General features: G+C 66.6%; 13 protein-coding genes and 1 other annotated feature. Of the genes, 7 read left to right on the forward strand and 6 right to left on the reverse strand.

Going from position 1 to position 14,432, the window contains the following annotated elements:
* Positions 1-51: 51 nt before the first annotated feature.
* Positions 52-1,038: a siderophore-interacting protein gene (locus tag AC0VYB_RS17490; protein WP_063250349.1), complete on the forward strand. Its 987-nt coding sequence runs from the start codon at positions 52-54 to the stop codon at positions 1,036-1,038.
* A 42-nt stretch (positions 1,039-1,080) separates the two neighbouring features.
* Here AC0VYB_RS17490 and AC0VYB_RS17495 read toward each other — a convergent pair whose 3' ends face one another.
* Positions 1,081-1,941: a DMT family transporter gene (locus AC0VYB_RS17495; protein WP_009376727.1), complete on the reverse strand. Its 861-nt coding sequence runs from the start codon at positions 1,939-1,941 to the stop codon at positions 1,081-1,083.
* On the opposite strand from AC0VYB_RS17495, the gene AC0VYB_RS17500 reads away from it, so the two are divergent.
* The 3 genes from AC0VYB_RS17500 (at position 1,910) to AC0VYB_RS17510 (ending at position 4,692) form a co-directional block, all read left to right on the forward strand.
* Positions 1,910-3,088, forward strand: a complete 1,179-nt coding sequence (locus AC0VYB_RS17500) for a LysR family transcriptional regulator (RefSeq protein WP_240941302.1) — start codon at positions 1,910-1,912, stop codon at positions 3,086-3,088. The genes AC0VYB_RS17495 and AC0VYB_RS17500 overlap by 32 nt on opposite strands.
* A 378-nt stretch (positions 3,089-3,466) precedes the next feature.
* The gene (locus AC0VYB_RS17505) at positions 3,467-3,772 is read left to right on the forward strand and encodes a transposase (protein ID WP_009381361.1); all 306 of its coding nucleotides are present in this window, start codon (positions 3,467-3,469) and stop codon (positions 3,770-3,772) included.
* Positions 3,733-3,861, forward strand: a sequence feature (AL1L pseudoknot). It overlaps the preceding gene by 40 nt.
* Complete coding sequence (locus AC0VYB_RS17510; protein WP_009381362.1) at positions 3,769-4,692, forward strand: IS3 family transposase; 924 nt, start codon at positions 3,769-3,771, stop codon at positions 4,690-4,692. It overlaps the preceding feature by 93 nt. The genes AC0VYB_RS17505 and AC0VYB_RS17510 overlap by 4 nt, the downstream gene beginning before the upstream one ends.
* Here the strand turns inward: AC0VYB_RS17510 and AC0VYB_RS17515 are convergent.
* Positions 4,612-7,008: an HNH endonuclease signature motif containing protein gene (locus AC0VYB_RS17515; RefSeq protein WP_475384892.1), complete on the reverse strand. Its 2,397-nt coding sequence runs from the start codon at positions 7,006-7,008 to the stop codon at positions 4,612-4,614. The genes AC0VYB_RS17510 and AC0VYB_RS17515 overlap by 81 nt on opposite strands.
* 482 nt (positions 7,009-7,490) lie before the next feature.
* Here AC0VYB_RS17515 and AC0VYB_RS17520 point away from each other — a divergent pair, with 482 nt between their 5' ends.
* Positions 7,491-8,699 (forward strand): DUF2332 domain-containing protein, encoded by a 1,209-nt coding sequence (locus AC0VYB_RS17520; protein WP_240941165.1) that lies wholly within the window; start codon positions 7,491-7,493, stop codon positions 8,697-8,699.
* Between the two features lie 177 nt (positions 8,700-8,876).
* Here the strand turns inward: AC0VYB_RS17520 and AC0VYB_RS17525 are convergent, their stop codons facing one another.
* Positions 8,877-9,296 carry a VOC family protein gene (locus AC0VYB_RS17525; RefSeq protein WP_009376740.1) on the reverse strand — a complete coding sequence of 140 codons (420 nt, stop codon included), beginning with the start codon at positions 9,294-9,296 and terminating at the stop codon, positions 8,877-8,879.
* A gap of 167 nt (positions 9,297-9,463) precedes the next feature.
* On the reverse strand, positions 9,464-10,621 hold the full coding sequence (locus tag AC0VYB_RS17530; protein WP_167560084.1) for an RsbRD N-terminal domain-containing protein: 1,158 nt from the start codon (positions 10,619-10,621) through the stop codon (positions 9,464-9,466).
* 222 nt (positions 10,622-10,843) lie between these two features.
* Between AC0VYB_RS17530 and AC0VYB_RS17535 the strand changes: the two genes are divergently transcribed.
* Positions 10,844-12,175, forward strand: coding sequence for an MFS transporter (locus AC0VYB_RS17535; RefSeq protein WP_009376744.1), 1,332 nt, complete (start codon positions 10,844-10,846; stop codon positions 12,173-12,175).
* 31 nt (positions 12,176-12,206) lie between these two features.
* Positions 12,207-13,478, forward strand: coding sequence for a M20 family metallo-hydrolase (locus tag AC0VYB_RS17540; RefSeq protein WP_009376745.1), 1,272 nt, complete (start codon positions 12,207-12,209; stop codon positions 13,476-13,478).
* Between the two features lie 137 nt (positions 13,479-13,615).
* Here the strand turns inward: AC0VYB_RS17540 and AC0VYB_RS17545 are convergent, their stop codons facing one another.
* Entirely contained in the window at positions 13,616-14,026 is a 411-nt protein-coding gene (locus tag AC0VYB_RS17545) for a type II toxin-antitoxin system VapC family toxin (protein ID WP_009376747.1), read from the reverse strand.
* Complete coding sequence (locus tag AC0VYB_RS17550; protein ID WP_009376749.1) at positions 14,023-14,268, reverse strand: type II toxin-antitoxin system Phd/YefM family antitoxin; 246 nt, start codon at positions 14,266-14,268, stop codon at positions 14,023-14,025. The genes AC0VYB_RS17545 and AC0VYB_RS17550 overlap by 4 nt, the downstream gene beginning before the upstream one ends.
* Positions 14,269-14,432: the final 164 nt, after the last annotated feature.

The following is a 14,432-nucleotide window of genomic DNA, read 5'->3' on the forward strand; positions in this document are numbered from 1 at the left end:
TCCATCGTCGCCGCGGGGTCTCGACTCGCCGCGGGGGCCAGAGGAGAACCCGTGTCACGAGCATCCATCAACGCCTTCGAAGCCACCGTCATCGGCATCGAGGATCTCAGTCCCGCCTTCCGTCGCATCACGTTCGGAGGTCCCGGACTCGCCGGCTTCGGCGTCACCGACCATCCGCGCGACCTGAGGATCAAGCTCGTCATTCCCCCAGGCGGCACGACCGCTCCCGCTTTCGACCTTGTGGGGTTCTTCAGCGAGCAGGCACAGGCCGGGACCTCGTGGTACCAGGCGTGGTTGCAGCTCGACGAGGCGCTGCGCGGGTGCATGCGCACGTACACGGTCCGCGAGTGGCGAGACGAGGCCCGTGAGCTCGTCGTCGACATGGTCCTTCACACGGACGAGGCAGGACATTCGGGTCCGGCCGCGAGCTGGGCCGAGACCGCAGAGATCGGTCACCGCCTTCACATCATCGGACCGTCGCGCGATCACGACGGCGATTACGGCGGGATCGAGTTCCGATCCGGCGACGCCGATCAGCTCCTCCTCGCCGGAGATGAGACCGCCGTGCCGGCCATCGCCTCGATCCTCGAATCACTGGTCGGGGGCAGCGTGCGTGGGAAGGCGGTCATCGAGGTCCCCAGCCCTGCCGATGTCCTCGATCTCACCCTCCCCGACGGATTCGAGATCGAATGGCTCCCCCGTGGTGATGCTGAGTTCGGCGCCAAACTCGAGCCCGCAGTCCGGGCGGCGGTGAAGGCGGAGAGAAGGGTCCTCGCCGAGGTGGGAGGATCAGGCTCGGGCGTCGAGCTCCCGGACGTCGACATCGATTCCGAGATCCTCTGGGACGTTCCCTCCCAGCTCTCTCAGGCCGCCCAGAGCAGTTCGAGCGACAGCACGGCCCGGCCGTTCTACGCGTGGATCGCCGGTGAGGCGGGACCGGTCAAACGCCTGCGTCGGTATCTTGTCCAGGAGGTCGGCGTCGATCGCAAACAGGTGGCGTTCATGGGCTATTGGCGTCAGGGCAAGGCCGAAGGCTGAGCGGATCACACCGCCGTCCGTGCGCCTTGGGGCGTGCTTCGGTCAGCCCGAGCGCTCGGCGGACGCTCGCAGCGAGCTCACGATCTGCGGTCCGATCGCACATGCGGCCCCAACGAGGCAGAGGACTCCGCCCGCGGCTGCCAGCGGCGGCGGCACCTCGGCGAGGATGATCCATGAGAGAAGAACGACGATCGCCGGGACGAGAAGGCTTGAGGAGCTGAGCAGGCCGGCCGGGAGAACGCGGATAGCGAATCCCCAGAGATTGAACGCGATCGCAGTCGGCACGACGCCGAGGTAGACGACCTGGAGGGTGATGCCGATGGGTGCGGCGGCCACCTCGGCGACGAGGCTCGGAGTGAAGACGAGACACGCAACTGTGCCGGCGAGGATACCGAGCCACGTCACGGTCACGGAGTCCTCGCGCGAGAGGAAGTGCTTCTGGAGGAGCACACATGCCGCGTAGAGCACGGCGGCGACGAGGCTGAGGACCAGTCCACCTAAGGTGATGACTCCGGTGAAACTCGCTGCCGTGATCAGCCCGATGCCGCCGAGCGAGATGAGTATGCCGAGCAGGAGGCGCCAGGGCAGCCCCTCGCGGAGGACGATGCCTGCGAAGACCGCGATGATGAGCGGTGCGACATTGACGATCATCGAGGCGGTGCCGGCGTCGATGGAATGCTCCGCTGCGTTGAGGACGACGACATAGGCGGCGAACCACGCCACTCCCCAGAGGGCGACGATGAGCCAGGCGCGCATCGATGAGGGGAACCGCGGGCGCCGGATGAGCATCCACAGCGAGAGCACGGCGGCTGCGGCAAGGCAGCGCAGCAGTGCCATCGCTCCGGGGTTGAAGTGGGCAGCTGCGTCACGGATGACGACGAAGGACGACGCCCAGAAGACCATGGTCAGCAGTGCGGCAACCCATGGCAATGCGGGGAAGCGGACGGAGAGAGGCAGCGATCGGCCGGTCGGCGCGGTGGCCAGCGGTGTCGCCGTGGTGTCCACAGCGTCGTCGGCTGCCCTCGACGAGCCTTCTCGCTCTGGATTGCGTCTCATATCTGTGATTATTACGGTTCTCATCGTAAGGGAAAAGCGCACGCTCTTGCACAACTGTGCACGGTATTCGTACGGTTGGGGTATGCACTCCGTCGCGCATCTGCAGTCATTCAAGTCGGTCGCGATGACGGGCTCGGTCCGCTCTGCCGCTCATCATCTCGGACTCTCACCGTCAGCCGTCAGTCATCATCTCAAGCTGCTCGAACGCGAAACCGGTCTCACCCTATTCACCCGGCGCGGACGCGGACTGTGCCTGACAGAAACGGGCGCCTCCATCCTCGGAGAGATAGAGGCGGTTCTCGATTCATCGAGTCGACTGCAGCAGCGGATCTCCGAACTGCAGGAGAGCCGTGTGAACCGGCTGTCGATCGGGTACTTCGCGTCGGCTGGGACGAGATGGCTGCCGGAGCTCGTCGCCTACCTCGAGAACCGCTACCCTGATACCGCCGTTCAGCTCAATCTCGCGGAAGGACCGTGGAGGGAGCTGAGCTCCGATATTCAGCTGGTCATCTCTGAGTCGCAGGAACTGCGCTTTCCCGTCGAGGTCGACAGCAACCTGCTCGTCGCAGACCCGTATGTCGTCGCTGTTCCCGACGACCATCGGATCGCCTCTCGCGACTCGATCTCGCTCGCTGAGCTCGAAGAGCTGCAGTGGATCGACAATGACATCGGCGACGGACCCTGCCGAACGATTCTCTTCGACGCATGTGCGCGAGCCGGCGTACGGATCCACTTCAAGCATGAGGCGCATTCCTTCCCGACGGCCCTGCACATGGTCAGTCGCGGACTCGGTGTGACGATCCTTCCCCGGCTCGGCATCGACCCGCTGCCGCCGGGAGTGCGAATCGTGCCACTGGCGGATCCCGCTCCGACGCGATACATCCACGCAATCAGCGATCCGGGGCATCCGCAACAGGAGCTCATCGCCGATGCCATCTCCGCCTTGCGGGATCTCGCTGTCAACGACACCCCACAGACTCCTTCTCACGGATGACATCGCACTAATGGCGTCATACGGATTACTTTCTACGGATGGCGTCATACAAATGGCGTCGCACGGATGACGTCATGCGGATGAGGTCCGAGAGATTGCGTGAACAGGTGCTTCAACTCAGCCGATGAGGACAGGGCTGTGCCCTCACCCGGTGCCCCGCTGTTGATCCTGACCAGTCCCGTCAGAGTGATCATCTCTCACCGTGTCGGGGTGGTCGTCGAAGAGGGACGCGATGATCTCCTCGGCCAGGAACCGCGGATGCAACAGTGGTCGTCGGGCAGGATCCACCGACGCCGGTGGTCTCCACGCCGGACGCCCTGAATCGCCCCGGGGATAATAGAGGCAGGGAGATTGGAAGAAGGAGATTCTCTCTTGCCAGTGAAATACACCGACGAACTCAAGGCTCGCGCCGTCGAACTCGTCATTCATGCTCAGGCCGATCCGGAGACGGCGAACGGGGCAATCACCCGTGTCGCCGGCGAGCTCGGTCTGAGCAAAGAGACCCTGCGAGTCTGGGTCCGTAAGCACAAAGACTCCGGCAAGGCCACACCGACTGAGTCAGTCGATTTGGAAGCGGAGAACCGTCGGCTGCGGGCGGAGTTGGCTGAAGCGAAGCGGGCCAACGAGATCTTGAAGAGAGCGTCGGCTTTCTTCGCGGCGGAGCTCGACCGCCCATCGAAGTGATTGTCGTCTTCATCGACGACAATCGTCACGAGTTCGGAGTCGAGCCAATCGTACGCGCCCTGTCCGGGACTGCGGCACGGATTGCTGTGAGCTCGTATTACGCGTTCAAGAAACGCGAACCATCGGCCAGGGCCCGCCGAGACCAGGCGCTGATGGTCGTCATCCAGGATGTCTATGAGGCGAACTACTCGTGTTACGGGGTGCGGAAGATGTGGAAGGCGATCAACCGCGAGTACGCGGATCAGTTCGGCCCGGTGGCCCGCTGCACGGTGGAGCGGTTGATGCGCCAGTTAGGCATCGACGGTATTCGACGCAGGAGGAAGCGCCCGAAGACGGCTTCGGCTAGGGCTGAGGAGTGTCCGGATGATCTTGTCGAGCGTGAGTTCGCAGCACCGGCACCCAATTGTCTATGGGTCGCGGACATCACCTATGTTCCGACGACTGCTGGGTGGGTATACACGACGTTCATCCTCGATGTCTTCCACAGGGAGATCGTCGGCTGGCAGGTGACGAACCACATGCGGGAGTCCCTGGCCAGGGACGCTCTGACGATGGCTCTCGCTGCGAAATATCGGGCCGGTGAAGACGTTTCCGGGCTGGTGCACCACTCGGATCGCGGGGTGCAATTCCGATCGATTCGCTATGGCGAGACCCTGGCGGAATCCGAGGTCGTGGCGTCGGTGGGGTCGCGTGGGGATTCGTACGACAACGCCATGGCCGAGGCGCTGAACTCGGTCTACAAGGCCGAACTCATCGACCGGAAGGGGTGGTCGGGGTTGATCGAGGTGATGGCGGAGACGTCGAAGTGGGTGGCTTGGTACAACCAGTCCAGGTTGCATTCAGCGATTAACTACCGACCGCCCGTCGAGGTCCATTCCGAATGGATCAACCAGTCCGGGACAGAACCCGCGGCTGCTTAGGAAACCAAGAATAGGAGCCTCTACGAAACCCGGGGCTTGACACCCATCCAGAAGCATGAGCATCTCCCAGTCGCAGCGATCCAACAGGTGATGGTGGGCACTGCAGGCCAGAGCCAGATTGTTGATCGTCGTCTTCCCACCCCTGGCCCAGGGCACCACATGATTGGCCTCACACCACCCCGGGGGCGCATCACACCCGGGGAACGTACACCCCTTGTCACGGGCGGTGATGACCGCGACCTGTTTCTTGTTCGCGAACCGTTTCTCCGTCATCACCTGCATCGTGTGCGCGGTCTCACTCATGAGGTGGAAGAACACGTCCCCGTTGAGCCCGTTGGTTACGAGTTCGTGGATCGGGATCGGGGTCTCGACCCCGGTCGTGCCCTCCCCAGTCCGATGAGCGAGGTCCTCAGCGGTCGCGGTCACCACGAGAGCGTAGGGGGATCCGGTGCCGGCCTGGTCCATGCTGATCCGAGAGATCAGGGTGGCGAAGCGTTCATAGATCCACGCCCGCGCCGAAGGCCGCTGCCCGGTGAGGTCGACCGGGGTGCCGTCCTCACGCACCCCGACCCCGACCGGGAAACCGGAAGCCACGCCGCCTGTGGTGTTGGTCGGATCGGTGATTCCGGCCGAAGTGGCAGAACCCGTGCCGTCGCCGTCACCGTTGCCGAGCGTGTAGGCGTCGTCGGTGGCAGGCGGGACTGCCCAGTCTGGGGGTGCCTGCGGGATCGGCAGAGGCGCATCATGAAGCTCCCCGTGGAGGACCTGATCGACAATCTCGAAGAGCGCAGCCTGGTCGGCGGCAGTGTCATTGCTGCCGCTCGGGGTTGCAGGGTGTCCCAGCGATGTGCCACCGGCGTCTTCACTGTCGACGCCCGTATCACCCGTGGTCCCTGAGTTGTGGCCGCTGGCATCGGTATCCGGGGTGACTGAGTGGATGCGGGAGGTGAGCAACCCGTTCAATGCCGCCCCGGACACCGGGTCGAGCAGTCCCCCGAGCACCCAGTCCCCATTGCGCTTGGGCCGAACCGTCACCGAATAGTCCGTGCGCGGGGTCTCCTCACGAGGTTTGGCCCCGTCGGGGTCGATGTAGGCCAACATCCGATCGAAGATCCCCCGCAGATCCTTCACCCGCACCTGGGGTGCGTAGTCGACGAGGCGTTTCTCCACATCCGCCCGCTGCTCGGCTGACACCCAGGCGGGCAGGTCATCAAGGCAGTCATCGATGGCTTTCGCCTGCCCTGCCGAGAGCATGCCCGCATGGAGGCCTTCGGCGACTTCCGGACACAACGGTTGCAGGGCTTGTCCGGTGGTATCGACCCTGCCCCCGAGGTTCTTCGCCAACTCGGCCCGCCGGTTCGCCTCGGTCGGGGTGAGGTTGAGCCGGTCGCGGATGAGGGATTTCGTGTCCTTGGCACCTGTGTCCGTTGGTGTTCCGACACGTTCGTAGACCGACAGGGCCAGGGTGGAGAGTGCCTCGGTGATCCGGGACAGGGCCTCGGTGCCATCGATGAGCAGGAGAGCCTCATCCGGGCCCATGGGCCGGTCGAAGGAGCGCAGCCCGGTGCTGAAGTCCATGAGCGTGGTGATGCTGGTCGTGACTTCCGGAGCGAACCTCGACAGGTCCGCCCACGCGGTGTCAGTGAGCAGAGGGTGGCGACTCACCCACCCAGGAGCATCAGCCGTCTCGACGGTGCCTGTGCCGACAGTCTCCGGGGTGTCCGTGGTGGGGGTGTCGACGGGAACCGACGTTTTGAAGTCATCAGGAGACTGCGGGATCGACGAGCCGGACGGGAGGGGCCCAGGGGTGTTGGTTGAGTTCGCGGGAGTCGACGGCACCCGTTGTGACTGGCCATTGCGGGCGGTCGCGGGCAGGTCGCCGGGATGGGCGGTGTCGTCTGGGATCGGGTGTTCGGGGTCCTGTGAGGGAGCATCGCCGGGCCACTCGTCCGTCTCTTCTCCGCCGTTGTCTCGGCGAGGTCCGAAGAGGTCGATATCGGAGTCATCGATGGTGGAGAAGTAGTCGAATGCGGGGTCCTCGGGGACCGGGGTGTTGGTGGTGACGGGGTCGAGGGCGTCGAAGTCGTCGGCGAGGGGGTGTCCGGTGAGGTCGAATCCGGCCTGGGCGAGTTGGTCGCGCAGTGACTGGAGTTCTTCGCTGATCGCCTCGTCACGTGGACCATCAGCCGCGGGTGTCCTGCGGGAGTTCGTCGACGTCTCATCGGGCCCGGGCGCATTCTGCGAGGGAGTCGGAGCGTGGCGCTTCGGCTTCTTCGGGGTGCGGTCCGGGGTGAGAGTCATGGCCTCCTGGTCCATTCATCAACGTCGGTGTTGATGCTCCTAGTATACACCTATTTCGGTGTTGTCTATGGTTTTCTTTGTTTTTTGTTCGACTATTTGACTCCTGTTCTATGTGCTTCGAATCTGTCGTCAACTGTTCTTGTTCTCAAGTGTGCTGGGTGTGTGATGGTCTGCGCTTGTGATCTGGGGCGGTCCTCTCATGGCGACCGTTGGTGGCCTCGTCGTGGTGCCTGCGCAGGCGCGTCGAGGGTCTGACAGCGGAGGGGTCGGCACGGCCTGGGTGTGGGTGATCCTACGAGCAGGTGCTGACGCCGGGGCACGGCGCGGCCGCCGCTCAGTCCCGAAGCACACCTGCGCAGTCCCGAAGCACACCCGCGCAGTCCCGAGGCACACCCGCACCGAACCGCCCAGGCCGACACCGCCCGGTCTACGATGAGGAGACGATCGCGCCGCACCGGCGGTGACTTCGGCCGGAAGGGAACGACTGCATGCGACCGATGACCGATCTCGACACCGAAACTCTGCGCGAATACTACCGGAACTTCGCCGGCGTCGAGGCGGCCGGCACCTCCCCGATCTACGTCGACTGGGCGAGCGGTGTCGCCGAGGACGAGGCGGTCCTCCGCCTCCTTCTCGACCTTCCCCGGCCCAAACGCCAGGCGAATCTGCTCTTCGGAGCGGCCAGACACCTCGGCGCCGGTGAAGGCGACTACGCGCAGCTGCGCACGTGGCTGCTCGAGCACTGGGACGAGACCCGCTCGCTCATGCTCGCCCGCTCGACGCAGACGAACGAGGCCGGTCGGTGCGCCGTCCTGCTGCCGGCGTTGGCGCAGATCAACGGGCCTATCTCGCTCATCGAAGTCGGCGCCTCGGCGGGGCTGTGCCTCTATCCCGATCGCTACAGCTACACGTATCGGACCGTCGCCGTCCCCGGGGAGAACGTCTCGATCGCCGACCGGGAGTCAGGTGCTGGAGGGTCAGGCACAGGAGGGTCCGGAGCCGGAGAGTCCGGAGCCGGAGAGTCCGGCGCCAAGGAGTCGGACTCAGCGGAGCACGGCACAGGAGAGCTCGGCACCGTCCGACTCGATCCCGTCGACGGCCCGAGCACCGTCCGACTCGATCCCGTCGACGGCCCGAGCACCGTCGATCTCGAGTGCACGCTCACCGGCACAGCGCCGCCGACTCGCCTCCCCGGGGTCGTCTGGCGCGCGGGGATCGACCTCAACCCTCTCGACGTCACCGACCCCGAGGACCGCGCATGGCTGCGCTCGCTCATCTGGCCCGAGCACACCGTCCGCCGCGACCGCCTCGACGCCGCTGCCGCCATCGCCGCCGCCGACCCGCCGAGGTTGGTCACCGGTGATCTCGTCGCCGGCGTGGAATCGCTCATCGCCGAGGCCCCGGCCGACTCACAGGTCGTCGTGTTCCACAGCGCTGTCCTCGCCTATGTCGACCCACCACACCGAGCCGCCTTCGCCGACCTCATGCGCTCCCGCGACGACGTCGTCTGGGTGAGCAACGAGGGCGAGCGCGTGCTGCCCGAGATCGGCGACCAGCTGCGTGACCTCGGCATCGAGAGTTCCGGCGGCCGCTTCGTCCTCGCCGTCGACGGCATCGCAACCGCCCTCACCGGACCCCACGGGCAGAGCTACGAGAGCCTGCAGAGCTGCGAGGGCCTGAGGACACCACTGCCCCAGGCACCATAGGTATTCCGTGAAACCAGAGCACTTCGGCAACCACGGCATCCGTCGAACGCGAACTGTCCGCCGGACCGTCCCGCGAACCGTCCCGCGAACTGTCCGGCGGACCCTCCGGCACACCCCAATCCGAACAGCCCCACCCCGACCCGGCTCCACCCCGACCCAGCCCGGGCCGATTCAGGCTCACTGCGGAGCAGGCTCCTGGGTCGTATCGATCATCCACGGCACTCCGAACTGGTCGATGCACGCCCCGAATCCCGCCGACCAGAATGTCGGCGCGAACGGCATCTGCACCTCACCGCCCTCGGCGAGGACGTCGAAGATCCGCTTCGCCACCTCCGGATCGGGAGCGGCATAGAAGAGGGCGACCCCGGTCATCGCGTCCCCTGTGCCCGTCGGATCGTCGGCGCCCATGATCCGCGAATCACCGAGGTCGAGCTCGGCGTGCATGACCGAATCCTCGGGTGCGCCGGGCATCCGCGCCTCGGGAGGCGCGTCCTTGGCGAGCGCGATCGTGAGATCACCGCCGAGGATGTCGCGGTAGCGTTCGAACGCGGCGGCGCACTGGCCGCCGCTGATGAAGACGTGGGGACTGACCGGCATGGCTTCTCACCTCATGACGTGGACGGATAGACCGCACGACCGGCTCCGTTGCCGGTCGTCGTGACTCAAGTATGCCCCGACCGTCCCGCCGGGGACAGACGTTCCCGCCGGCGACAGCGATTCCCGCACCGCGTCCCCACCGCGCCCACCCCGTCGACGACAGAGGCTCACGCCCACGCGACGACGAGGCGGGCCGCCTCGGCGGGGATCGTCGGATCGACCCCGGTCACCTCGGCGAATCGCCGCAGCCGGTTGGCGACGGTGTTGCGATGGCAGTAGAGCACGGCAGCCGTCCGTCCGATGCTCCCGGTCTCGAGGTACGCCCCGGTCGCCTCGACGAGGCGCTCCCGCTCCGCCGTCCCGCACGCGGCGAGGGCCTCGTCGATGTCGCCGCCGACGGTCTTCCCCGTCGCATTGAGAGCCTGCGCCGCGAGCCTGGCCCACCCCCGACTCCACGTCATCGCTCCCGTCTCACCTGGGGTGATGGCCTGCGCGAGATCCCTGGCGGTGAGCGCGAGGCGACGCAGGGACGCGATCCCGGCGGCCGTGACCAACCCGACCCTCGCATCGGCGAGGCGGGCGTCGATCCCCGTCCGCCGCACCCCTGCCGCGGATGCGAAAGCGATGAGGACCCCGCCGAGGTGGTGGGTGAACATCGTCCCGCCCGTGCTCTCGTGTGCGGAGACGAGGACGCGCAGGTCCGGGGTGTCCTCCTCGCGGGAGGCGGCGACGATGAGCTCCTCGGTCGGATCGATCCCCAGCGCCGAGGCGATCGTGGCCAACCGCTCGTCCGTGGGGTTCACGTCCTGGAAGAGCGAGGCGATGTAGCCCTGGCGGACCGAGGACTCCTCGGCGCGCATCCGCTGCAGCTCGGCCGTGTAGGCCCGCTGGACCTGGAGGACGTACTCGTCGACGGTGCTGAGCACGTCACCGGTGTGGCGGATGACGAGTTCGGCGTCGTCCCGGGTGGCGACGCGGGTGAGCGCCTCCCAGAGCACGGTGAAATCGTGGCGGATCGCCGTCATCAGCGCCTCGAGCGGGATGCCCGCTCGGGCGCGGGAGACGCCGACCTCGGTCGAAACGGCAACGACCCCGTCGAAGCCGCCGGCGCGCAGACCGTCGATGAGGGTGGTGAACGAGTTCCTGCCGGTGCGGCGCAGTTCGGAGACGGGGATCGGCGCGGGGTCGTAGCCTGGGACGGTGACGACGCGGTCCATGAAGGACTCGGTGAGCTCGTCGAGGTCGAGGGCGTCGAGGAGTTCGAACCACCGCTGCCGATCGCCGGGCAGCGGCCGATCATGGAGGCGGCCGTCGTTCGCACTCATGTCGTCAGTGTATGTGCATATGCACAATCCCGACCGGGACAATTGCGGCAATTCTCCGTGGAGACCGAGCGATCTCACTCGGTAATGTTCTGAGTCACACGGTCGTCCGCCCCGACCCGCTCAGACGGACGCCCCACCCGCCCAGCCGAACGCCCGACCCACGCGGGCGGACGCCCGCCCCCGCAATCGCAGAACCGCCCACGCAATCGACGGAGATCACGCATGAGCAACGACCCCACCACCTCGGCGATCGAATACGACGCGACGCAGGAACTCAGCGTCAAGGACGCGAACAAGGTCGCCGCCGGGGCACTCATCGGCACCGCGCTCGAATGGTATGACTTCTTCCTCTTCAGCGCCGCCGCCGCGCTGATCTTCAACGTCCAGTACTTCACCTCGGAAAACGCCACCGCCGCAGCCCTCGCATCGTTCGCGACCTTCGGCGTCGGCCTGGCCGCCCGCCCCATCGGCGGCATCATCTTCGGTCGGATGGGTGACAAGATCGGACGTCGTCGGGTCCTCATGATCACGATCGTCGGCATCGGCATCGTCACCGGCCTCATCGGCATGCTCCCGACGTACGCGGCGATCGGGTTCGCCGCCCCGGTCCTCCTCGTCCTCCTGCGCATCGCGCAGGGTCTCTTCGTCGGCGGCGAATGGTCGGGGGCGATGACGCTCGTCGTCGAGAACGCCCCGCTCCACCTGCGCGCCCGCTACGCCGCGATCCCGCAGATCGGCTCGCCGATCGGCACGATCCTCTCCTCGGGCGGCTTCTTCGTCATGACCCTGCTCCTCTCACAGGAGAACTTCAACTCGTGGGGCTGGCGGATCCCGTTCCTCGTCGCCATCCCGCTCCTCCTCGTCGCCGTCTACATCCGCAGCCGCCTCGAGGAGTCCCCGGTCTTCCGCCAGCTCGAGGAGTCCGGTGAGGTCGAGAAGAGCCCGATCTCGACGACGCTCAAGCGCAGTTGGAAGCAGATCATCGTCGGCATGGCTGCGGCACTCCTCGGCGTCGGCGGCTTCTATCTCGTCACCGCCTTCTGCGTCTACTACGGCGTGAACATCCTCGGCTACGACGACTCGCTCCTCCTGCTCGGCAGCATGGTCGCCGCCGCGGTCGAGATCCTCATCCTCATCTGGGGCGGGATGCTCGGTGCGAAGTACGGCGCGAGCAAGGTCATCCTCTGGGGCGGCATCGCCTCGGCGGTCATCGCGGTCCCCGCGTTCCTCCTGTTCGAGTCCGGCCAGCCGGTCCTCATCGTCATCGCCATGACGATCGCCGTCGGTGCGCTGTCCCTGCCGTACGCGGCCTCGGGCACGGTGCTCACCGGGCTCTTCCCCGCGACGACCCGCTACACCGGGGTGGGCATGGCGCAGAACGCCGCGGGCATGCTCTCGGGCTTCATCCCGCTGCTCGCGACCGGGTTCGTCGCCTCGGCGAACGACCATTGGTGGCCGGCCGCGGCGATGCTCGTCTTCCTCTCCCTCTTCACGGCGTTCGCCGGAGCGATCGCGCCGAGGCTGAGCGTCGACCTCCCCGGTTTCAAGCACTGAGCACCTGGCTCCCGCACGGAAAGTCCACACAATGAACGAGAACCCCAGCACCCCAACCCAGGCCGAACGCGACGCCGACTTCCTCGCCGACTGGGCCGTCCACTCCCGCTTCGGCGCGGTCGAGGGGACCAACGGGGTCGATCGGCAGGCCGCGAGCGAGGCCGACGGGCAGCAGCGGACGTGGTTCGCCCGGCTCCTCGAGGACCACGGGTTCACCGTCGAACGGGACGCGATCGGCAATCAGTTCGGACTGCTCGAGTTCGTCCCCGGCGCCCCGTACGTCCTCACCGGATCGCACATGGACTCGCAGCCGACGGCCGGTCGCTTCGACGGCGCGTACGGCGTGATGGCGAGCGCGCACGCGTGCTTCGCGATCGCCGATGAACTCCGCGCCGACCCCTCGCAGGCGCGGTTCAACCTCGCCGTCGTCAACTGGTTCAACGAGGAGGGCTCACGGTTCAAGCCCTCGATGATGGGCAGCAACGTCTTCACCGGCAAGGCCGACCTCGAGGCGGCGCTCGCGACGACCGACCCGCACGGGGTCACCGTCGCCGAGGCGCTCGATGCGATCGGCGAACGCGGGGACTTCACCGCCCCGGAGATCGCCTCGTACGCCGAGATCCACGTCCAGCAGGGGCGGAGCATGGAGGAGGACGGCGTGACGATCGGGCTGGTCGATGCGACGTGGGCCGCGCACAAGTTCGGGTTCCGCGTCCACGGCGCGCAGGCCCACAGCGGGTCGACGCTCATGGCCGATCGGCGCGATGCCCTGCTCGGCGCGGCGCGACTCGTCGTCGCCGCACGCGAGCTCGTCGACGAGTTCGAGCCCGGAGCGCTGCACACCGCGTGCGGTGAGCTCAACGTCTACCCGAATTCGCCGGTCGTCGTCGCGAGCGAGGTCGAGCTCCTCCTCGACCTCCGCTCCCCCAGCGCCGAGGTGATCGCCGCCGCCCATGCCTCGCTCATGGGCACGGTCGCGAAGGTCTCCGAGGAGGTCGGGGTCGACATCGAGATCACCGCCGAGCACAGCTGGGATCAGAACCCCTACGGCGAGGACGGCGTCCAGCTCGCCCGCGCGGTCGCCGATGACCTCGGGCTCACCTCGGCGAGGGTGATGACGGTGGCCGGGCACGACTCGACGAATCTCAAGGACACGGTGCCCACGGTCATGCTCTTCGTGCCGAGCGTCGCCGGGATCTCGCACAACCTTGAGGAGTTCACGAAGGACGAGGACCTCCTCTCCGGTCTCCATCACCTCACCGAGGTGGTCCGGCGGTTGGCAGGCGGCGCGCTTGCGGGGTGAGGAGCGCGCACGGGGCGGATCGCGAATCGGTCACCGCTCGGTTCCGATCCACATGGCATGGATCGATCCAGCGCAGTGGGATCGGAACCGAGCGGTTGCCGGCGGTCAGTGTCCCGGCGGGTTCGCGCCGACGCTCCTCAGTCGTCCCAGGGGTTGAGCAGGGCGACGCCGGTGCGTTCGAAGTCAGCGGTGTTCCGCGTGACGAGCGTGAGCGAATGCGCGATCGCCGTCGCCGCGATGAGACTATCCATGTCCAACATCGGGTCGAGGACATGAAGCTGCGACGCCCGCAGCGCCACTGCTTCGTCGACCGGGAGGATCCTCCCGGTGAACGCTTCCCGCACCTGATCGTCGAGCCAGCGTCGGAGCACGACCCCGGCTCGGGGGTCTCTGCGCTCCTTGAGCCGGATTCCGAGGTCGATCTCGAGGAGGGTGATCGCGCTGATTGCGAGGGCGCGCAGTCGCTGCGTCCTCACCCACTCGGCGGCCGGTGAGCGGCCTCCGCGGCGCGCATCGCTGACGATGTTCGTGTCGAGAAGGAACCTCACAGCGTCGGAATCCGCAGCGACGACCCCGAGCGCGGCGGAAGCTCCAGCTCGACATCGTCGCCCTCGATGACGAGCCGATCACCCATGAGTTCGTCGGAGTCGACGAGTGCGTCGTAGTCCTCCGCAGTGAGCAGCACATGTGAGCGTCGCCCGTGGTCGGTGATGGTGACCGGGCCGTCCTTTGCCGCACGCTTCGCCGCAGACACGTCTCGATTGAATTCCCGACTCGACATCGTCGTCATCGCAACCCCTCCGGCTTGTGCCTACTGTCACTACATTCTACCGGCGCTGATGCGGGGGCGCATCAATATCGCCAACGTGAAGTCCCTGCGCAGCGGACTTGTCCGTCGCGCTCGGACATCTGGTCAGCGGCCCTGACTGCACCGCGGACCGCCCGCCGCTTTCG

The sequence above is a fragment of the Brevibacterium sp. Z349TD_9 genome (genome assembly GCF_056173565.1).